Raw genomic sequence first — 20,262 nt, 5'->3', positions numbered from 1 at the left:
CATGGACGTTCTCTACAGGGGTGGGCGGGTCCACTCCGCCGCCGATCCGCGGGCGACCGCGCTGCTGGTCTCCGGTGGGACGATCACCTGGCTCGGCGTGGACCGGGACGCGCCGGCCGCGGACCGGGTGGTCGATCTGGACGGTGGGCTGGTCACCGCCGCGTTCGTGGACGCGCACGTGCATGTCACGTCGACCGGCCTGAACCTGGCCGGGCTGGATCTGACCGCGGCGCGCTCGGCCGGTGACGTCCTCGCCGCGGTGGAGCGGGCTGCGCGGGATGTGCCGGCCGACGGGGTGCTGCTCGGGCACGGCTGGGACGAGTCGACGTGGGAGTCGCCGGAGTTGCCGTCCGCGCACGAGATCGGGGTCGCCGCCGGTGGCCGGCGTGTCTATCTGTCGCAGGTGTCGGTGCATTCGGCGCTGGTGTCGTCCGCGTTGCTGGCGGCGGATCCGACGGTGTCGGCCGCGGCCGGGTTCGACTCGTCCGGCTGGGTGCGGGTCGACGCCCACCACACCGTCCGTGATCTCGCGCTGGCGTCGGTGTCCCCGGTGCAGCGCCGGCAGGCGCAGCGGGTGGCGTTGCGGCATGCGGCGGCGCTGGGTATCGGTGCGGTGCACGAGTGCGGTGGTCCGCGGATCTCCAGTGCGGACGACTTCGCGGACGTGCTCGCCGCGGGTGGTCCGGCGCAGGGGCATCCGGAGGTGTTCGGCTACTGGGGTGAGCTCGGCGCGGCCGCGAAGGCGCGGGAGCTCGGTGCGGTCGGGGCGGGCGGTGACCTGTTCGCGGACGGCGCGCTCGGTTCGCGGACCGCGTTCCTGGAGCACGCGTACGCGGACGAGCCGGGCAGCCGCGGTCACGGTTACCTGACCGCGGAGCAGGTCCGTGATCATCTGCTGGACTGTCACGCGCACGGGTTGCAGGGCGGGTTCCACGCGATCGGGGACGCCGCGATCGGTGCGGTGCTGGCCGGGATCGGGGAGGTCGCCGAGAAGGTCGGCAACGAGGCGGTGCGGGCGGCCCGGCACCGCATCGAGCATGCGGAGCTGCTGGACCGGACGCTGATCGCGCGGATGGTCGAGCACGGCGTGGTCGCGTCGGTGCAGCCGGCGTTCGACCGGTTGTGGGGCGGGGAGACGCGGATGTACGCGGCGCGGCTGGGCCGGGAGCGGGCGCTGACCGCGAACCCGTTCGCCGCGATGCACAACGTGGGTGTGCTGTTGGCGTTCGGGTCGGATGCGCCGGTGACGCCGCTGGACCCGTGGGGTGCGGTCCGGGCCGCCGTGCGGCACCACACCCCGCACAGCCGGATGAGTGTGCGGGCGGCGTTCGCGGCGCACACCCGGGGTGGCTGGCGGGCGCTGCCGGGCACGGTGGCCGGTGGTGCGGTCGAGCCGGGCGCGCCGGCGACGTTCGCGGTGTGGGACGGGGTGGCGGATCTGGCCGCGGCGGTCGAGTCGACGCCGGTGTGCCGGCGGACGGTGGTGCACGGGAGCACGATCCACGAGGTCTGACCAAGTCTGGAGGGTGCGATGGCCGGGAAGCTCGATCTCGATCCGGAGCTGGTGGCGCGGGCGCGGGCGTTGGCGGCGGAGGCGGGACGGCCGGTGGTCGACCTGGCCCGCACCCACACCACCGTGTCGGTGGAGCGGGCGATGCTGCGCCTGTTCGGGTTGACCGGCGCGGACGCGGACGGTACGCCGTGGGTGAACCGGCTGACCGACGAGGTGACCGCGCAGACCGGCCTGGCGCACGGCGTGGTGCTGCCGGTGCTGCACGCGCTGCGCCGGTTCCAGCCGCTGTCCGCGCCCGCGGCCGCGTTCGGTGCGGGGTTGCGGATGGTGGCGGAGAAGGCGCACTCGCTCGAGTTCGTGGTGCCGTCCGGCCGGGACGCGGTGACGGCGCGGGGTGCGGCCGGCCGGGTCGCCCGGTATGCGGTGAAGCGGCTCGACGCGGCGCGGGCGACCCGGGAGCGACTGATCCGGCGGTACGGTGACGCGCCGCGCCGGCCGTGGATCTACCTGATCGTGGCGACCGGTGACATTCACGAGGACGTCCCGCAGGCGGTCGCGGCGGCGCGGGCGGGCGCGGACGTGATCGCGGTGATCCGGTCGACCGGGCAGTCGCTGCTGGACTACGTGCCGGAGGGTGCGACCCGGGAGGGGTTCGCGGGCACGTACGCCACGCAGGAGAACTTCCGGTTGATGCGGGCCGCGCTGGACGCGGTGTCGAGGGAGCTGGGCCGGTACGTGCGGTTGACGAACTACGCCAGTGGGCTGTGCATGCCGGAGATCGCGGCGCTGGCCGGCCTGGAGCGGCTGGACATGATGCTCAACGACAGCATGTACGGGATCCTGTTCCGGGACATCAACCCGGTGCGGACGTTCGTCGACCAGCGGTTCTCCCGGCAGATCCACGCGCGTGCCGGGATCATCATCAACACCGGTGAGGACAACTACCTGACCACCGCGGACGCGGTCGCGGAGGCGCACACGGTGACGGTGTCGCAGCTGCTCAACGAGTACTTCGCGCACGAGGCCGGGCTGACCGACGCGCAGCTGGGGCTGGGGCACGCGTTCGAGATCGACCCGGATCTGCCGGACTCGCTGCGTCTGGAGACCGCGCATGCGCTGCTGGCCCGGGAGCTGTTCCCGGACGCGCCGCTGAAGTGGATGCCGCCGACGAAGCACATGACCGGTGACGTGTTCCGCGGGAACCTGCTCGACGGCATGTTCAACCTGGTCGGTGCGCTGACCGGGCAGCAGATCCTGCTGGTCGGGATGATGACGGAGGCGGTGGTGACGCCGTGGTTGTCCGACCGGGACATCGCGCTGCAGAACGTGCGCTACGTGCTGTCCGCGGCCGGGGACATGGCCGAGGACTTCGTGCCCGCGCCGGGCGGTTTCGTGCAGCGGCGGGCGCACACGGTGCTGGGTGAGGCGGTGGCGCTGCTGGAACGGATCGTGGACGAGTCGCTGCTGACCGCGATCGCCCGCGGCACGTTCGGGATCATGAAACGGCCGCCGGACCGGGGCCGGGGCCTGGCCGGTGTGGCGCCGGTGTCGGACGTCCACCACAACCCGTTCGCGGAGCTGCTGTCGTGAGCGCGGTGATCCGGCCCTACGGGGACACGACCGGGGACGGGATGGTGCAGACGTCGTTCACGCTGCCCGTGCCGGCCGGGAAACGCGCCGACGGCGCCGCCCTGCAACTCGCGGCCGCGATGGGGCTGGACCCGGCGATGCTGGTGCACGCCCGGCCGGTCGGTGCCGGGCACACGTTCTTCGTCGTCTACGGCCGGGTCCGGCACCTCGTCGACCTCGACGCCGTGCGGGTGACCGAACGCGACTATCCGCTGCTGTCCGCGGCCGCGGTCAACGCCGCGGTCCGGCGGCGGCTGCGCCGCAAGCTCACGGTCGTCGGCGCGTGCGTCGGCACGGACGCGCACACCGTCGGCATCGACGCGATCCTGAACCTCAAGGGCGTGGCGGGGGAGAAGGGCCTGGAGTACTACCGGGAGCTGTCGGTGACGAACCTGGGCGCGCAGGTGCCGGTGCCGGACCTGGTCGCGGCCGCCGGTGGGGCGGACGCGGTGCTGGTCTCCCAGGTCGTCACGCAACGCGACGCGCACCTGCACAACGTGCGGGAGCTGGCCGCGGCGTTCCGGGCGCGGCCCGGCCGGCGGCCGCTGTTGATCGTGGGCGGGCCGCGGTTCGACGAGGCGATGGCCGCGGACCTCGGCGTCGACCGGATCTTCGGGCGCGGCACCACACCGCGGGAGGTCGCCTCGTACCTCGTGCACCGGCTCGCGTCATGATCGGCCTGACCGTCCGTCACCGGCGGTACGTGGCGCACGCGCACTACGGCGGCGGGCTCGTCGACGGCGCGTACGCGCTGGGCCTGTTCGGGGACGTCGCCACCGAGGTGTGCATCCGCACCGACGGTGACGAGGGCCTGTTCGCCGGGTACGCCGACGTGCGGTTCCTGGCCCCGGTCCGGGCCGGGGACGTGGTCGAGGCGAGCGCGGTCGTCGTCGCGGCCGGCACCCGCTCCCGGCGGCTCGACCTGCGCCTGACCGTGCTGTGCCGGGCCCGCCGCGACCTGCGCCCGTCCGCCGCGGAGGTGCTCGACCCGCCGCTGCTGGCCGTGACCGCGACCGGCACCGTCGTCGTCCCGGCACCGGGTCCCTAGCCGCCGAGCCGGGTCCCCAGCCGCGGAGCCCGGTGCCCAGCCGCGGAGCCCGGTGTCCAGCCGCCGAGGAGGCGGCCGTCGGCGAGGATCAGCACGCCGAGGCCGATCAGGACGGCCGGGAGCAGCACGTGACCCCAGCGGCTCAGCGCCCGGGCGATCAGCGGCCGGGTAGCGAAGTACCGGCCGGCGGCCACCCACACCCCGGTCAGCAGCAGGAACACCAGCGCGTACGAGGCGGTGCCGGTGACGCCCGCGGTCGCGAACACCGGCACGTACACGCCGATGTTGTCGCCGCCGTTGGCGAACGTGACGGCCGCGACCTCCAGGATGCCGGGTGCGCCCGTACCCGGGTCCCGGGCGTCGTCGTCGCCGTCGTTCCGGTGCCGCCACGCCTGCACGGCCGCCTTCACGCCCAGCGCGAGCGGCAGCAGCCCCAGGTAGGGGATCGCGTGGTCCGGCAGGAACGTCGCACCGAACGCGGCCGCGCCGGCCACCGCGAGGATCCCGGCGAATCCCAGGTACTGGCCGGCCGTGACGTTGCGGGCCGTGTGCGCGGCCCCGGCGCCCCGGGCGAAGAACAACGCCAGGAGCAGGATGTCGTCGATGTTCGTGACCGCGAAGAGTGCCGCCGCCTGCACCACGATGCCCACAGCGGAGATCATCGCACCGGGGCGTCCGGAGGGGACGGCCGCGGCGGTCACCCGGACGGGGTCATGGCGGAAAACGCAACCAAAGAGAAAGCAAACCCCGGTTGACGGGCAGCCGACCCCAGCGCGTAAAGTTCTTGAGTCCATACGCGGGCAGGCGATCCCACGTTCGCTCCAGCCCCTTCGTCCGCTGGCCGACCAGGCCACGCAGGCGGGGGTCGGCGGGGCGGCGCGAACCGGGACCGTCGCCGGCGGAACGAACGGCGAGGAACGCGCGGCCAGTAGACAACGGCCATACGGGGGCAACCAGCCGTCGTGAGGTCGGTCCGAAGGTCTCGTCACCTCGTCCGACGCGCCGGACCGCTCTGGGCCAGGGAGCAGCGGGGCGCGGCCGACCACGGCCGGGCCCCGCTTTCTCGTCCCCACCGACGACGACGCGGGGCCCGGCCGGGAACCGGCCCGCCTCGTTGCGGCTCACCGATGACAGCACCGCAGGCGGTACCCTTGGTCGCCGCGACGTCGAGACATTTGGTGAGGCACGGGTGACGATGGTCGACACAGCCGGCGGGACACCCGCGACCGGCGCCACCACCCCCGCCCACCGGCCCGTGATCCGCCCGCTGTGGGCGTCGATCCTCGTCGCGGCCGCCGCCGGGCTCGCGTTGCTGGCGTCGTTCCCGCCGATCGGGCAGTGGTGGCTCGCCCCGGCCGGCGTCGCGTTGCTGGCCCTCGCCGTGCACGGGCGGCGGATGCGGGCCGGTGCCGGGCTCGGGTTCGTCGGCGGTCTGCTGATGTTCATGCCGATGATCAGCTGGACGAACATCCACGTCGGTAACCTGCCCTGGACGCTGCTGTCGGTGCTGCAGGCGGCGTACCTCGCCGCGATGGGTGCCGCGTACGCGTACGCGGCACCGCTGGCCGACCGGCGCCGGTGGCTGACCCCGCTGCTGATCGGCACGCTGTGGGTGGCGCAGGAGGCGCTGCGCTCCCGGACCCCGTTCGGCGGGTTCCCGTGGGGGAAGCTCGCGTTCGGGCAGGGCGAGGTGCCGCTGCTGCGCTGGGCCGTCCTCGGCGGTGCACCCCTGGTCACGTTCATGGTCGCGGTCACCGGTGGCCTCCTCGCCACCGCCGCGCTCACCGTGCTGCGCCGCACCACCACCGGTGACCGGCGGGCGCCCGCCGTACCGTCGAAGCGGTGGTGGGTTCTCGGTCCCGCCGGGTGGGTCGCCGGCGCGGTCGTGCTCGCGTTCGCGGGCGCGCTCGTCCCGGTCGCGCGGCCGGCCGGTGACCCGGTCACGGTCGCGTTCGTGCAGGGCAACGTGCCCCGGCTCGGCCTCGACTTCAACGCGCAGCGGCTCGCCGTCCTCGACAACCACGTCACGGGCACGCTGGACCTGGCCGCGCAGGTCGCGGCCGGGCAGCGGAAGAAACCCGACCTGGTCGTCTGGCCGGAGAACGCCAGCGACGTCGACCCGCTCGACAGCGACGTCGCCGCCACCCAGATCTCCCGGGCCGCCGACACGATCGGCGCGCCGATCCTGGTCGGCGGCGTCACCGACGGCTCCACCCCGCGCAACGTCCGCAACATCGGGGTGCTGTGGTGGCCGGCGACCGCGACCGGTCACCGGCCCGGCCCCGACCTCGACCAGCTGTACGTCAAACGGCACCCGGTCCCGTTCGCGGAGTACATCCCGCTGCGGTCGATCGCGCGGCTGGTGAGCAAGGAGGTCGACCGGGTCAGCCGCGACTTCGAACCCGGCGACCGGCCCGGCGTCATCGACGGCGGCGCGACCGTGGTCGGCGACGTCATCTGCTTCGAGATCGCCTACGACGGCCTGGTCCGCGACGTCGTCACCGGCGGCGCGCAGATCCTCGCCGTGCAGACGAACAACGCCACGTTCAACACCGCCGAGGCCGAGCAGCAACTGGCGATGGTGCAGCTGCGTGCCGTCGAGCACGGCCGGGACACGCTGATGGCCTCGACGGTCGGGGTGTCCGCGTTCGTCGGCGCGGACGGGCACGTGCAGGACCAGACCGTGTTCAACACCGCCGCGGTCGTCGTCCGGGACATGACCGAGAGCACCGCGCTGACCGTGGCGACCCGGCTGGCGTACTGGCCGGAACTGGTCCTGACCGTGCTCGGCCTGGGCCTGCTGGCCGGGGCCGCGGTGCTGCGGACGCGGCGGCCGGCCGCGTAGCGGGCTCACAGCAGCGGCCCAGGATTGCGTGGCATGCTGTCAAGGGCCACCTCACGCAGGGAGAGATAGCGCATGCAAGCCACCCCGGTGACCAGCCCGCGGCGCGGCCGCCTGCTCACCTGGGCGCCGCTCGGCCTCGCCGGGTTCGCGGTCGCCGAGATCGCCGTTTTCATCCTGGTCGCCCAGCAAGTCGGCTACGTCACCACGATCCTCGCCGGGCTGCTGCTGTCCGCGGTCGGCGGCCTGGTGCTGCGCCGCGAGGGCATCCGCGGCTGGCGTCGCTTCCGGGACGCGGCCCGCGGCGGCCGGCACCCCGGCACCGAGGGCGCCGACGGCGTCATCGGCATCATCGCCGGGCTGCTGCTGTCCGTCCCCGGCTTCCTCACCGACCTGGCCGGGCTGCTGCTGATCGTGCCGCCGATCCGGGCGCTGGCCCGCCGGTCGCTCATCCGCCGCGCCGAACGCCGCATGACGTCCGCGCAGGCCGGTGACCTGTTCGGCCCGCGCCGCGTGCGGCCCGCCAACGACTACGCCCACGCCGACAGCGCCCCCACCGCCCCGACCGCCGGTGGCGGCACGACACCGGGCCGGGCCGGCACCGGCGACGAGGTCATCGAAGGCGAGATCGTCTGACCGGCAGGCCGGGTCCCACGCGGTAGGGTGTGCAGCGCTGGTCCGCCGCCCACCCCGCCGGAGACGCCCGATGACCACACCCGACACCACGGCCGGCACCCGTGACGTCGTGCCGTTCCGTGACGCGATCAGAGTCTGGTTCACCATCTCGTTGCAGACGTTCGGCGGCCCGGCCGGGCAGATCGCGGTCATGCAACGGCATCTGGTCGACGACCGGCGCTGGATCAGCCAGCACCGGTTCCTGCACGCCCTCAACTACTGCATGCTGCTGCCCGGACCGGAGGCGCAGCAACTGGCCATCTACGTCGGCTGGCTGCTCAACGGGCTCCGCGGCGGCCTGGTCGCCGGCACGCTGTTCGTGCTGCCCGGCGTCGTGGCCCTGCTCGCGCTCTCCGCGATCTACGTCGGCTTCGGCGACACCACCGTCGTCACGGGCCTGTTCGCCGGCCTGGCACCGGCGGTGGTGGCGATCGTGGCCCAGGCGGTGTGGCGCGTCGGTGGGCGGGCGCTGACCAACCGGGTGCTGCTCGGCGTCGCGGTCGCCGCCTTCGGCGCCCTGGCCCTGTTCGGCGTGCCCTTCCCGATCGTCATCGCGGTGGCCGCCGCCCTCGGCTGGGCGCTGCACCGGTGGCGTCCCGCGCTGATCGACAACCGCGGTGGGCACGGCCCGGAACGGTCCGGCCCACCCCCGCTGATCTCCGACGACGCCCTGCACCACGACCGGCCCAGCGCCCGCCGGGCCGTCGTGGTCCTCGCGGTCGGGCTGCCGCTGTGGCTGCTGCCCGTCGCCGCGTTCGCGCTGATCACCGGCCCGGACAGCGTCTACACCCAGCAGGGCCTGTTCTTCTCCGGCACCGCCGTGGTCACCTTCGGCGGCGCGTACGCGGTGCTCGCGTTCGTCGCCCAGCGGGCCGTCGAGCACTACGGCTGGCTGTCGGCCGGTGACATGGTCCGCGGTCTCGCGCTCGCCGAGACCACGCCCGGGCCGCTGATCATGGTGGTGCAGTTCGTCGCGTTCCTCGGCGCGTACCACCGTCCCGGCGCGCTCGACCCGTGGACCGCCGGCGTCGTCGCGTCGCTGCTGACCACCTGGGTCACGTTCGTGCCGTGCTTCCTGTTCATCCTGCTCGGCGCGCCGTACGTCGAGAAGCTGCGCGGCAACCGGGCCGTGTCCGCCGCGCTGACCGGCATCACCGCCGCGGTCGTGGGCGTCATCGCGAACCTCGGCCTCTACTTCGCCGTGCACACCCTCTTCGGCGCCGTCCGCCCGGTGACCGCCGGCCCGCTCGCGCTGCAACTGCCGGACCCGGCCACCGTCCGGCCCGGCGCCGCGGTGCTCACGCTGCTCGCCGCGCTGCTGCTCATCAAGGTGAAATGGTCGGTGCTGCGGGTCCTGGCCGTCTGCGCGGTCGCCGGCCTGCTCGCCGCGCTCGCCGGCGTCCCCGGCCTGGGCCTCTGAGGGTTCGGGGGACGGCAAAAAGCCCTCCACCGGGTGGGTGGAGGGCTTTTTCGGTGTGGGTCAGGCGACCTGGCCGCGGCGGGCCCGGACCTCCTGCAGACGCTCCTGGAGAATGTCCTCCAGCTCCGCGATGGAGCGGCGCTCCAGCAGCATGTCCCAGTGCGTGCGCGGGGGCTTGACCTTCTTCTGCTCCGGCTCCGTGCCGTCGACCAGCCGCGCGACGCTGCCGTCGAACTTGCACTCCCAGGTGATCGGCACCTCGGCGTCGACCGCGAACGGCACCTCGAAGCGGTGGCCCTTCGCGCACAGGTACTCGCGCGTCTGCCGGGGCGCCAGCTCCGTGTTGCGGTCGGACTCGTAGCTGACTGCGCCCAGACGGCTGCCGCGCAACATGCGCTCGCCCATGAAGCTTCCCCTCGCTCGGTGCTGATCTTGCTGACTAGCTTGGTACTACAAGGTATCGATGTGGCGCCACCCGTGCCCGGGGTGTGCAACGATCCGGCCGCCCGGACGATTCCCCGGATCGGCTGTCGTGACGACGGTGTTAACAGTATTGAGGGTAACCGGCCGGTAGACGGTTCGTCGATCTAGGGCAAACCGCCCGGTCGGGCACGTGCGGACAGGACTACCCCGAATCGGACCCACCATGCGTGGCCCGGCTGCCCAGGTTGGCCAGCGCGGACGCCAGGTTGGACACCTGACCGGCCAGCTGACCCGCCTGCGCCACCGCGGCGTTACGCTCCGCACGCAGCGCGGTGAGCTGCTCGTTCAGGTGCACGATCGCGGCGTCCCGGGCCGCGACCGTGCCGGCCAGCGCGCGGGCGTCGGCCAGCTCGGTGGTGAGTTGCGCCACCCGCGCGCGCTCCGCGGCGAGTTCGGCGCGGACGCGTACCGTGGCGGTCTCCTGGTCCCTGGTCCGCTGTTGCTGCGCGGCGAGCTCGCGGCGGGCGGCGGCGGTCTCCTCGCGGGACGTGGCCAGGTCGCCGTGCGCGGCCGCGAGCGCGGTCACCGACTCCCGCAACTCGGCCTCGACCGCGGCGTGCGCGTCCGCGGCCCGCTCCAGGTCGACGGCGAGCGCGGCCCGGGCCGCCCGCGTCGTCTCCAGGTCCCGGGACAGCTCGTCCTGGTAGCGGCGTTCCGCCTCCAGCTCCCGGCGCAGCGCGGTCACCTCGGCGCGGGCGGTGTCCCGGTCGTCGGCGGCCTGCCGGCGCAACGCCTCCGCGCCGGTCGCGGCCTGCTCCGCCGCGACCCGGGCCGCGCGGGCCTCGCGGGCCGCGGACTCGGCCGCGGCCGCGCGGGCCTCGGCCGCCTCGGCCCGCCGGTCGGACTCGGCCGCCTGCTCCTGCGCGGCCGCGGCCGCGTGCGTGGCCAGCGACGCCGCCGACCGGGCCGCGTCGGCGTCCTCGCGCGCCTCGTCCCGCGCCGAGTGCGCGGCCGCGACCTGCGCCGCCGTCTCCGCGCGCACCTCGGCCAGCTGCCGTTCCACCCCGGCCGGGGACAGCTCCGCGTGCAGCGCGTCGCTGAGCGTCGTCACCAGCTGATCCAGCCGGTCGACCGCCTCCCACGTGCGGGCCACCTGCCCGGCCAGGCCCGGCGCGGACCGCTGTCGCATCCGTGACGTCCGGGACGCCCGCTGGCACTCGCCGTCGTTGTCCCGGCAGTAGCGGAACGGGCGTCCCGCGCTCGCCTTCTGCGGCACCGGCCGGCCGCAGTGCGCGCACGGACGCGTGATCTCTTCCGCCTGCGTCTCCATCGCGGCCGGAGTCTAGCGGGAAACTGTCACACCCCCGTGGGAGGCTCACCCGAACGTCCGCGCCGCCCGTTGCGTCATCTTTCTTGACCTGCAGTCCGGATGAGGTTCTACCGTTCGGGCTGAGCTTCCTTGGGGGAAAAAGCATGAGCATGGAGATGACCGCGTGGAACTCGCTGTACCACGCGATGAACGCCCAACAGGGGCAACGACCGTTCAGCCGGGCCACGCTGCGGCGCATCCTCGCGTTCGCCCGGCCGCACCGCCGCGCACTCACCGCGTTCCTCGTCGTCGGCGTGCTCACCGCCCTGCTCGCGGTGGCCGCGCCGGTGCTGGCCGGCCGGGTGGTCAACGCGATCGTCGACGGCGCGCCGTTCGGCACCGTCCGCACGCTCGCGCTGCTCATCGGCGTGATCGCGGTCGCGGAGGCCGGGCTCGGGCTGGTCAACCGGTGGCTGTCGGCCGGCATCGGGGAAGGACTGATCCTCGACCTGCGCACCGCCGTCTTCGACCACGTGCAACGCCAGCCGATCGCGTTCTTCACCCGCACCCGCACCGGCGCGCTCGTCAGCCGGCTCAACAACGACGTCATCGGCGCGCAGCGCGCCTTCTCCGACACGCTGTCCGGCGTCGTCGGCAACACCGTCACGCTGCTGCTCACCCTGATCGTCATGATCGGCATCTCGTGGCAGATCACGCTGCTGGCGCTGGTGCTGCTGCCGGTGTTCGTGCTCCCGGCCAGGCGGATGGGCGGCCGGATCGCCCGCCTGGAACGGGAGGCCGCCGCGCACAACTCCGCGATGAGCACCCAGATGACCGAGCGGTTCTCCGCGCCCGGCGCCACCCTGATCAAGCTGTTCGGGCGGCCGGCCGCCGAGTCGGCCGAGTTCGCCACCCGCGCCCGCCGGGTCCGGGACATCGGCGTGCGCACCGCCATGGTGCAGTGGGTGTTCATCACCGCGCTGACGCTGGTGTCCACCATCGCGCTCGCGGTCGTCTACGGCGTCGGCGGGTTCTACTCGCTGCGCGGCCAGCTCGACGCCGGCGCGGTCGTCTCCATGGCACTGCTGATCACCCGGCTGTACGCGCCGCTGACCGCGCTCGCGTCCGCCCGGGTCGAGGTGATGAGCGCGCTGGTCAGCTTCGACCGGGTGTTCGAGATCCTCGACCTGCGGCCGCTCATCGAGGAGCCGGCCGCGCCGAAGCCGGTGCCGGACGGGCCGCTGTCCGTCGAGTTCGACCGGGTCCGGTTCGCCTACCCGGCCGCTGACAAGGTGTCCCTGGCCTCGCTGGAGGAGGTCGCGGTCCTCGACACCCGCGGCGGCACCGAGGTCCTGCACGAGGTGTCGTTCACGGCCACGGCCGGGCAGATGATCGCGCTGGTCGGCTCGTCCGGTGCCGGGAAGTCCACCATCGCGCAGCTGCTGCCGCGCCTCTACGACGTCGACTCCGGCGCGGTCCGGATCGGCGGCGTCGACGTGCGCGACCTCAGCTTCGCCGACCTGCGGGACACGCTCGGCCTGGTCACCCAGGACGGGCACCTGTTCCACGAGTCCGTCCGGGCGAACCTGCTGCTGGCCCGCCCGGAGGCCGGTGAGGACGAGTTGTGGGACGTGCTGCGCCGCGCCCGCCTCGACGACCTGGTCGCCTCGCTGCCCGACGGGCTGGACACGATCGTCGGCGAACGCGGCTACCGGCTGTCCGGCGGCGAACGGCAACGGCTGACCATCGCCCGGCTGCTGCTGGCCCGGCCGCGCGTCGTCGTGCTCGACGAGGCCACCGCGCACCTGGACAACACGTCCGAGGCCGCGGTGCAGGCCGCGCTCGCCGAAGCGCTCGCCGGGCGGACCGCGGTCGTGATCGCGCACCGGCTGTCGACCGTCCGCGCCGCCGACCAGATCCTCGTCGTCGAGGCCGGCGACATCGTCGAACGCGGCCGGCACGAGGAGCTTCTCGCGGCCGGCGGGCGCTACGCGGAGCTGTACCGGACCCAGTTCGCGGCCGCGGCCGGCGGCACCGCGGAGGTGGCCGCCGTCGCCGGGTGACAGCGTGGCAGGCGTCACGTTATCTGCCCTTACCGGTGCGTATGCGCGACAGTGTGCGCACGGTCTGGCACTCTCGGGCAGACCCGCACGTACCTGGTGGAGGCCGACGTGAGCGAAGTGACGGCACCGAAGATCGCCCGTACCCCGGCCGAGGCGCTGGACGACCTGATCGCCGGCAACGAACGCTTCGTTGCCGGCGTCAGCGTCCACCCGAACCAGGACGCGGCCCGCCGTGCCACGCTCGTCGACGCCCAGGCACCCAAGGCCGTGCTGTTCGGCTGCTCCGACTCCCGGCTCGCCGCCGAGATCATCTTCGATCAGGGGCTCGGTGACCTGTTCGTCGTCCGGACCGCCGGGCACGTCGTCGGCCGCGAGGTCCTCGGCAGCATCGAGTACGCGGTGTCGGTGCTGCACACCCCGCTGATCGTGGTGCTCGGCCACAACTCGTGCGGCGCGGTCCAGGCCGCCCGCGAGGCCGAGGCGACCGGCGCGGCACCGACCGGTCACCTGCGCGCGGTCGTCGACGCGCTCATCCCGAGCGTGGAGCTGTCCGCGGCCCGCGGCGTCACCGACGTCGACGGAATAGTGGACGTGCACATCCAGAGCACCGTCGACCAGCTCCGGGCGAACTCCGCCACGCTGGCCGGCGCGGTCTACGCCGGCACGTGCGCCATCGTCGGCATGTCCTACCAGCTCGACGCCGGCCGCGCCCGGCTCATCACGCCCGACCCGCGCTGACACCGCCCACTCGGCCGGCGCTGCCCACTCCCACCCGCGCTGACGCCGCCCACTCCGGCCGGCGCCGGTGCTGGTCATGGCCGGCCCTCGCGGAAATTGTCGGGGGCCGGCCCTATCCTGCGGACCGAACACATCGGACCCGTGGGAGCGCATCAATGAAGATCTCGCTGCCGGCCTCGTGGTCGGCGCCGCTACCGCGCCGTGCCGGCGCCGGCGACACCACCGGCACGGCCGCACCGGACCCGGGTGCACCGGCCGCGCTCGCCGCGCTCTACGCGGAGCATCCCGGGCGGCGGGCCGCGTGCCTGGCCATCACCGGCACCGACCCGGAACTGGCCGCGGCCGATCCGGACAGCCCGCTCGGCGCGGCCGTCACCGCGCACATCCACCAGGCGGCCGGCGACTACCGCTACTCCGCGCGGCTGATCGCGGTCCTCGCCGACGCCTGGCTCGCCGCGCACGGGCCGGTGTTCGCGGCCGAGGCCGCCGCCGCACTGTTCGGGCTGCGGGACGTCTACGACCCGCGCACCGCCCAGGGCGCCCCGGCCGCGGTCGCCTGGCGGGCCGAGACCGGCCTCGCCGACTGGGAGGCGCTGCAGCTGCGCCTCGCGGTCGTCCACCGGGTCCGGGACGCGCTCGCCGCCGCCCCCGAGGACGTCCACACCGACGCGGTCGCGGTCCTGGCCGGGATGCTCGGCCGGTCCCGGCAGGTGCGGCTCGCCGCCACGCTGCTGCACCCCGGCGAACCGGACTGGGCGGCGCCGCTCATCGACGAACAGGCCACGGCCGTGTTCCCGAGCCACACGCTCGGCGCGCTGCTGGCCGCCTGCCCCGGCTCCGGCGGCATCGACCGGATCCCCGACCTGAAGATCAACCTCCGGACGTACCTGCTGGACCCCGGCCGGCGGCTGCTGCCGACGATCATCGCCCGGGGCGGCGGGCCCGCCATGATCCGGCTCCTGCGGGACACCGACGAGGCCGCGTTCCACCTGCTGCTGGCGTTCCTGCCGGACGACGCCGCGTTCGTCGCGCTGCGCAACCGGGCCGCCGAACGCGAGATCCGCGAGCCGCTGCGCCTCGCCGCGGACCTGCGGCCCGAACGCGCGGTGCGGCTGTTCGCCGAGGGCGCCGGCCGGCGGCTCGGCCCGGACCTGCTGCGCTGGCACGTCACGCTGCACCCGAAGGCCGCCGCGGCCGTCGCACCCACGCTCACCGGCGACGCCGCCGACCGCGTCACCGCGCTGCTCGACGAGCTCGCCGCCCGCACCGACGCGTCGCCCGCGGCCGTCCCGGACCTGGCCGGTGACGTGCCGGCCAAGCCGCCGGTGATACCGGAGTGGATGCACGACGGCGTGCTGCCGCCGCTGCTGCGCGACGGCGCCGGCGCGCTCCCGGCCGCGCACGTGCCCGCGCTGCTGACCGCGTGCGCGCTCGGCCGGACCGCCGCGGTCGCCGAGGCGTTCGACCGGGCCGACTTCGTCCGGTACGCGTGGGACGTGTTCTTCCGCTGGTACTACCTCGGCGGCACCGCGAAGGAGAACTGGACGCTCGGCATGCTGGCCGCGGTCGGTGACGACGACACGGTCCGGCGGCTCACCCCGACGATCCTGGCCTGGCCGGGCGAGGCCGGGCACGCCCGCGCCGTCGCCGGCCTCGGCGTCCTCGCCACGATCGGGACCGAGACCGCGCTGATGGCGCTCAACCGGATCGCGCAACGCGCCGCGTTCGCCGGGCTGAAGAAGGCGGCCCGGCGCACGATGGACGACGTCGCCGCCGGTCTCGGCCTCGACGGCGACCAGCTCGCCGACCGGCTCGTCCCCGACCTCGGCCTCGACCCGGCCGGCCGGACCGTCCTCGACTACGGGCCGCGCACGTTCACGGTCGGGTTCGACGAGACGCTGACGCCGTACGTGACGGACGCGGCCGGTAAACGCCTCAAGGCGCTGCCGAAGCCCGGGGTGAAGGACGACCCGGTGACCGCACCGGCCGCGTGGAAACGGTTCACCGCGCTGAAGAAGGAGGTCCGCGGGATCGCCGCCGACCTCGTCGCCCGCCTGGAACGCGACATGATCAACGAGCGGCGGATCAGCGACGCGGACCTGACGGCCCACTACGCGGCGCATCCACTGGTTCGGCACCTGGCCGGGCGGCTGGTGTGGGGCGTCTACGACGGCGACGGGCGGCTGACCGGCGCGATCCGGGTGGCGGAGGACGGCTCGATCGCGGACGCGGCCGACGAACCGGTCGACCTGCCCGGTGACGCGCGCGTCGGGGTCGCCCACCCGATCCACCTGACCGGCGGGATCGCGGCCGGGTTCGCGGAGGTGTTCGCCGACTACGCGATCCTGCAGCCGTTCCCGCAACTGGCCCGGGAGGTGTACCGGCTCACCCCGGACGAGGCCGCCGGCCGCGACCTGCACCGGATCGCCGGGCGGAGCGCGCCCGAGGGGCGGCTGATCGCGCTGGAGAAACGCGGCTGGCTGCGCGACAACCCGCAGGACGCCGGAATCATCAACGGCATCGGGCGGGCGCTGCCCGGCGGCGGCGAGATCAGCGTCGCGCTCGATCCCGGCATGTCGTACGACGAGCCGGGCGGACACCAGACGCTGCGCCGGGTCCAGCTGTACGGTCTGGTCGCCCGGCTCGGCGACCTGAACCCGCTGCTGGTCTCCGAGGTGATCCGGGACCTGACGCTCGCCACCGGCGACTGACCACCGCGCCGACGGTCTCACCCACCGGGATCTCAGACACTGAGACGGTACGGTCGCCGTGAGCGCAGCGTGACGAGCGCTCCTCCGGACGTACCCCCTGGTCATGGTTTGGTGGTTTTTGGGAAGGGCGGTGCGGCCCCAACCGGTGAGCCCGGCGTCATCGGCGATCGGGTAGTCTTGGCGACCGGGCCGAGAGGCGCTGCGACGGGGCCCGCCCCCGCCACGCTCGACCTGGATCAACATGTCAAGGGCGCCTCCGAGACAGACTTCGGAGGGGGTCGACAGTGAGTGACACCACGCGTATCGATGCGTTGAAGCAGCTGCTGAGCGAGCGGATCGTGGTCCTCGACGGCGCCTGGGGCACCATGCTCCAGGCCGCCAAGCTCGCCCCCGAGGACTACGCCGGGCCGATGGTCCCGGCCGACCACCCCAAGGACGTCGTCGGCGACCCGGACCTGCTCATCCTCACCCGCCCGGACATCATCCTCGACGTCCACCGGCAGTACCTCGCCGCGGGCGCGGACATCACCACCACGAACACGTTCACCGCGACCAGCATCGGCCAGGCCGACTACGGCCTGGAACACCTGGTCCGCGAGATGAACGTGCAGGGTGCCCGGCTCGCCCGGCAGGCCGCGGACGAGGCCGGCGGCAAGTGGGTCGCCGGTTCCGTCGGTCCGCTCAACGTGACGCTGTCGCTGTCGCCGCGCGTCGACGACCCCGCCTACCGCGCGGTCACCTTCGACCAGGTCAAGGCCACCTACGCGGAGCAGATGTCGGCGCTGGTCGAGGGCGGCGTCGACATCTTCCTGATCGAGACGATCTTCGACACGCTCAACCTGAAGGCCGCGATCTCGGCCGCGCGTGAGGTCGCGCCGCAGATCCCGCTGTGGATCTCCGTGACGATCGTCGACCTGTCCGGGCGCACGCTGTCCGGGCAGACCGTGGAGGCGTTCTGGCGGTCCGTCGAGCGCGCCGAGCCCCTCGCGGTCGGTGTGAACTGCTCGCTGGGCGCGGCGGAGATGCGGCCGCACGTGGCGGAGCTGGCCAAGCTGTCCAACGTGTACGTGTCGTCGCACCCGAACGCGGGCCTGCCGAACGCGTTCGGCGGCTACGACCAGACGCCCGCGGAGACCAGCGCGCTGGTCGCCGAGTTCGCCGAGTCCGGGTTCGTCAACATCGTCGGTGGCTGCTGCGGCACGTCGCCGGCGCACATCGCGGCGATCGCGTCGGCCGTGCGGTCGTTCCCGCCGCGCGCGATCAACCCGCCGGCGCCGACCACCCGGTTCTCCGGGCTGGAGCCGTTCGAGATCGGGCCGGACACCGGCTTCGTCATGATCGGTGAGCGGACCAACGTCACCGGGTCGGCGAAGTTCCGCCGGCTGATCGAGGCCGAGGACTACCAGGCCGCGGTCGACGTGGCCCTGGAGCAGGTGCGCGGCGGCGCGAACCTGCTGGACGTGAACATGGACGCGGACCTGCTCGACAGCGAGCGGGCCATGACCACGTTCCTCAACCTGATCGCGACCGAGCCGGAGGTCGCCCGGATCCCGGTCATGATCGACAGCTCGAAGTTCTCCGTGCTCGAAGCGGGCATGAAGTGCGTGCAGGGCAAGGGTGTCGTCAACTCGATCTCCCTGAAGGAGGGGCCGGAGTCGTTCCTCGCGCAGGCCCGGGTGATCAAGTCCTACGGGCTCGGCGCCGTGGTGATGGCCTTCGACGAGCAGGGGCAGGCGGACACCACCGAGCGCAAGGTCGCCATCTGCGGGCGCGCCTACGACCTGCTGGTGTCGGAGGCCGGGTTCGCGCCGGAGGACATCATCTTCGACCCGAACGTGCTCGCGGTCGCGACCGGCATCTCCGAGCACAACGGGTACGCGAAGGCGTTCATCGACGCGCTGCCGCTGATCAAGGAGCGGTGCCCGGGCGCGCGTACGTCCGGCGGCATCTCCAACCTGTCGTTCGCGTTCCGCGGCAACGACGTGGTCCGCGAGGCCATGCACTCCGCGTTCCTGCTGCACGCGGTGCGCGCCGGCCTGGACATGGGCATCGTCAACGCCGGTCAGCTCGCCGTCTACGCCGACATCCCGGCCGACCTGCTCGAGCTCGTCGAAGACGTGATCTTCGACCGGCGGCCGGACGCCACCGACCGGCTCGTGACGTTCGCGTCCACCGTCACCGGGTCCGGCACCAAACGCGAGATCGACCTGTCCTGGCGCGAGGGCACGGTCGCGGAGCGCCTGTCGTACGCGCTGGTCCACGGCATCGTCGACTACGTCGAGGCGGACACCGAGGAGGCCCGGCAGGAACTGCCCCGGCCACTCGACGTGATCGAGGGTCCGCTGATGGACGGCATGAAGGTCGTCGGTGACCTGTTCGGCTCCGGAAAGATGTTCCTGCCGCAGGTCGTCAAGAGCGCCCGCGTGATGAAGCGCTCCGTGGCCTACCTCGAGCCGTACATGGAGAAGGAGAAGGCGTCCGGCCGCGGGCAGGGCAAGGTCGTGCTCGCCACCGTCAAGGGCGACGTCCACGACATCGGCAAGAACATCGTCGGTGTCGTCCTCGGCTGCAACAACTACGAGGTCATCGACCTCGGCGTGATGGTGCCGGCCGCCAAGATCCTGGAGACCGCGCTGGCCGAGGGCGCGGACGCGATCGGCCTGTCCGGCCTGATCACGCCGTCGCTGGACGAGATGGTCGCGGTCGGTCAGGAGATGCAGAAGCGCGGCATGACCATGCCGCTGCTGATCGGCGGCGCCACCACCTCCAAGCAGCACACCGCGGTCCGGATCGCGCCCGCCTACACCGGCGACACCGTGCACGTGCTGGACGCCTCCCGCGTCGTGGGTGTCGTGTCCGACCTGCTCGACGCGGACCGCCGGGTGACGCTGCGGACCGCGAACCTGGCCGAGCAGGAGCGGCTGCGGATCGCGCACGAGAACCGGCACTCCCAGCCGATCCTGAGCCTCGCCGAGGCCCGCGCGAACCGGGAGCAGGTGTCGTTCGACGAGATCCCGACGCCCGAGTTCACCGGGGTCCGGCGGGTGGAGCCGACGATCGCGCAGCTCCGCGAGATGATCGACTGGCAGTTCCTGTTCCTGGCCTGGGAGCTCAAGGGCAAGTACCCGGCGATCCTGGACCAGCCGGTCGCGCGCGAGCTGTTCGACGACGCCAACGCCATACTGGACCAGATCATCGCCGAGGGTACGCTGCGGGCCGCGGGCGCGTACGCGTTCTGGCCCGCGCACGCCGACGGGGACGACATCGTGCTGCCGACCGCCGGCGTCACCTTCCCGATGCTGCGGCAGCAGACGCAGAAGCCGGCCGGGCGGGCGAACCGCTGCCTCGCCGACTACATCGCGCCCGCCGGTGCGGGCGATCACCTCGGCGGGTTCGCGGTGGCGATCCACGGGGCCGAGCAGCTGGCCGCGCGGTACGAGGCCGAGCAGGACGACTACAAGGCGATCATGGTCAAGGCCGTGGCGGACCGGCTCGCTGAGGCGTTCGCGGAGTACCTGCACCTGCAGGCGCGCCGCGAGTGGTTCGAGCCGGACGCGCAGCCGGAGCTGGCCGACCTGCACGCCGAGCGGTTCCGCGGCATCCGGCCCGCGCTCGGCTACCCGGCCAGCCCGGACCACAGCGAGAAGCGCGACCTGTTCACACTGCTCGACGCGGAGGGGATCGGGATCGGGCTGACCGAGTCGTTCGCGATGACGCCGGCCGCCGCGGTGTCCGGCCTGATCTTCGCCCACCCGGACTCCCGCTACTTCACGGTCGGCCGCCTCGGCCGCGACCAGATCGAGGACTACGCGGCCCGCCGCGGCATGCCGGTCGACGAGGTCGAGCGGTGGCTGCGCCCGAACCTCGCCTACTGAGGCCCGTAGCGCCGTC

General features: G+C 73.4%; 14 protein-coding genes. 11 read left to right on the top strand and 3 right to left on the bottom strand.

The window, feature by feature from the left end; all coding sequences use genetic code 11:
- The first annotated feature begins 1 nt into the window (after position 1).
- Genes J2S44_RS41450 through kal form a run of 4 tightly spaced genes read left to right on the top strand, consistent with a single transcriptional unit; the run spans position 2 to position 4,190 of the window.
- The gene (locus J2S44_RS41450; RefSeq protein WP_310428912.1) at positions 2 to 1,513 is read left to right on the top strand and encodes an amidohydrolase; all 1,512 of its coding nucleotides are present in this window, start codon (positions 2 to 4) and stop codon (positions 1,511 to 1,513) included.
- 18 nt (positions 1,514 to 1,531) lie between these two features.
- Positions 1,532 to 3,103 carry a lysine 5,6-aminomutase subunit alpha gene (kamD, locus tag J2S44_RS41445; protein WP_310428910.1) on the top strand — a complete coding sequence of 524 codons (1,572 nt, stop codon included), beginning with the start codon at positions 1,532 to 1,534 and terminating at the stop codon, positions 3,101 to 3,103.
- A complete protein-coding gene (kamE, locus tag J2S44_RS41440; protein WP_310428908.1) occupies positions 3,100 to 3,816 on the top strand; it encodes a lysine 5,6-aminomutase subunit beta in 717 nt (238 codons plus the stop codon). The genes kamD and kamE overlap by 4 nt, the downstream gene beginning before the upstream one ends.
- The gene (kal, locus tag J2S44_RS41435) at positions 3,813 to 4,190 is read left to right on the top strand and encodes a 3-aminobutyryl-CoA ammonia lyase (RefSeq protein ID WP_310428906.1); all 378 of its coding nucleotides are present in this window, start codon (positions 3,813 to 3,815) and stop codon (positions 4,188 to 4,190) included. The genes kamE and kal overlap by 4 nt, the downstream gene beginning before the upstream one ends.
- Here kal and J2S44_RS41430 read toward each other — a convergent pair.
- Positions 4,187 to 4,852 (bottom strand): cadmium resistance transporter, encoded by a 666-nt coding sequence (locus tag J2S44_RS41430; protein WP_310428904.1) that lies wholly within the window; start codon positions 4,850 to 4,852, stop codon positions 4,187 to 4,189. The two genes, kal and J2S44_RS41430, sit on opposite strands and share 4 nt — an antisense overlap.
- A gap of 533 nt (positions 4,853 to 5,385) precedes the next feature.
- Between J2S44_RS41430 and lnt the strand changes: the two genes are divergently transcribed.
- The 3 genes from lnt (at position 5,386) to chrA (ending at position 9,127) form a co-directional block, all read left to right on the top strand.
- Positions 5,386 to 7,035, top strand: coding sequence for an apolipoprotein N-acyltransferase (gene lnt / locus J2S44_RS41425; RefSeq protein WP_310430147.1), 1,650 nt, complete (start codon positions 5,386 to 5,388; stop codon positions 7,033 to 7,035).
- Positions 7,036 to 7,107: 72 nt separating this feature from the next.
- The gene (locus tag J2S44_RS41420; RefSeq protein WP_310428902.1) at positions 7,108 to 7,668 is read left to right on the top strand and encodes an FxsA family protein; all 561 of its coding nucleotides are present in this window, start codon (positions 7,108 to 7,110) and stop codon (positions 7,666 to 7,668) included.
- Positions 7,669 to 7,738: 70 nt separating this feature from the next.
- Positions 7,739 to 9,127 (top strand): chromate efflux transporter, encoded by a 1,389-nt coding sequence (gene chrA, locus J2S44_RS41415; protein ID WP_310428900.1) that lies wholly within the window; start codon positions 7,739 to 7,741, stop codon positions 9,125 to 9,127.
- Positions 9,128 to 9,187: 60 nt separating this feature from the next.
- Here the strand turns inward: chrA and J2S44_RS41410 are convergent, their stop codons facing one another.
- Together J2S44_RS41410 and J2S44_RS41405 are read right to left on the bottom strand one after the other, a co-directional pair.
- Positions 9,188 to 9,532, bottom strand: a complete 345-nt coding sequence (locus J2S44_RS41410; RefSeq protein ID WP_306829562.1) for an RNA polymerase-binding protein RbpA — start codon at positions 9,530 to 9,532, stop codon at positions 9,188 to 9,190.
- 220 nt (positions 9,533 to 9,752) lie between these two features.
- Positions 9,753 to 10,880 carry a coiled-coil domain-containing protein gene (locus J2S44_RS41405; protein ID WP_310428898.1) on the bottom strand — a complete coding sequence of 376 codons (1,128 nt, stop codon included), beginning with the start codon at positions 10,878 to 10,880 and terminating at the stop codon, positions 9,753 to 9,755.
- Positions 10,881 to 11,023: 143 nt separating this feature from the next.
- Between J2S44_RS41405 and J2S44_RS41400 the strand changes: the two genes are divergently transcribed.
- The 4 genes from J2S44_RS41400 (at position 11,024) to metH (ending at position 20,246) form a co-directional block, all read left to right on the top strand.
- Positions 11,024 to 12,922, top strand: coding sequence for an ABC transporter ATP-binding protein (locus J2S44_RS41400; protein ID WP_310428896.1), 1,899 nt, complete (start codon positions 11,024 to 11,026; stop codon positions 12,920 to 12,922).
- A gap of 108 nt (positions 12,923 to 13,030) precedes the next feature.
- Complete coding sequence (locus tag J2S44_RS41395) at positions 13,031 to 13,660, top strand: carbonic anhydrase (RefSeq protein ID WP_310428894.1); 630 nt, start codon at positions 13,031 to 13,033, stop codon at positions 13,658 to 13,660.
- Between the two features lie 155 nt (positions 13,661 to 13,815).
- Positions 13,816 to 16,371, top strand: coding sequence for a DUF4132 domain-containing protein (locus J2S44_RS41390; RefSeq protein WP_310428892.1), 2,556 nt, complete (start codon positions 13,816 to 13,818; stop codon positions 16,369 to 16,371).
- Positions 16,372 to 16,655: 284 nt separating this feature from the next.
- Positions 16,656 to 20,246: a methionine synthase gene (gene metH / locus J2S44_RS41385; protein WP_374727952.1), complete on the top strand. Its 3,591-nt coding sequence runs from the start codon at positions 16,656 to 16,658 to the stop codon at positions 20,244 to 20,246.
- Positions 20,247 to 20,262: the final 16 nt, after the last annotated feature.

The sequence above is a fragment of the Catenuloplanes niger genome, from assembly GCF_031458255.1.
GTDB classification, from domain to species: domain Bacteria; phylum Actinomycetota; class Actinomycetes; order Mycobacteriales; family Micromonosporaceae; genus Catenuloplanes; species Catenuloplanes niger.
Note: the sequence above shows the minus strand (reverse complement) of the source record. Positions and strands in the feature narration are given on the sequence as shown.

What these genes read in the sequence shown, in the direction of transcription:
- kamD (WP_310428910.1), top strand. Translation starts at nt 1,532, where the DNA reads ATGGCCGGGAAGCTCGATCTCGATCCGGAGCTGGTGGCGCGGGCGCGG.
- kal (WP_310428906.1), top strand. Translation starts at nt 3,813, where the DNA reads ATGATCGGCCTGACCGTCCGTCACCGGCGGTACGTGGCGCACGCGCAC.
- J2S44_RS41405 (WP_310428898.1), bottom strand. Translation starts at nt 10,880, where the DNA reads ATGGAGACGCAGGCGGAAGAGATCACGCGTCCGTGCGCGCACTGCGGC.
- J2S44_RS41400 (WP_310428896.1), top strand. Translation starts at nt 11,024, where the DNA reads ATGAGCATGGAGATGACCGCGTGGAACTCGCTGTACCACGCGATGAAC.
- J2S44_RS41420 (WP_310428902.1), top strand. Translation starts at nt 7,108, where the DNA reads ATGCAAGCCACCCCGGTGACCAGCCCGCGGCGCGGCCGCCTGCTCACC.
- J2S44_RS41450 (WP_310428912.1), top strand. Translation starts at nt 2, where the DNA reads ATGGACGTTCTCTACAGGGGTGGGCGGGTCCACTCCGCCGCCGATCCG.
- J2S44_RS41390 (WP_310428892.1), top strand. Translation starts at nt 13,816, where the DNA reads ATGAAGATCTCGCTGCCGGCCTCGTGGTCGGCGCCGCTACCGCGCCGT.
- lnt (WP_310430147.1), top strand. Translation starts at nt 5,386, where the DNA reads ATGGTCGACACAGCCGGCGGGACACCCGCGACCGGCGCCACCACCCCC.
- chrA (WP_310428900.1), top strand. Translation starts at nt 7,739, where the DNA reads ATGACCACACCCGACACCACGGCCGGCACCCGTGACGTCGTGCCGTTC.
- J2S44_RS41430 (WP_310428904.1), bottom strand. Translation starts at nt 4,852, where the DNA reads ATGATCTCCGCTGTGGGCATCGTGGTGCAGGCGGCGGCACTCTTCGCG.
- J2S44_RS41410 (WP_306829562.1), bottom strand. Translation starts at nt 9,532, where the DNA reads ATGGGCGAGCGCATGTTGCGCGGCAGCCGTCTGGGCGCAGTCAGCTAC.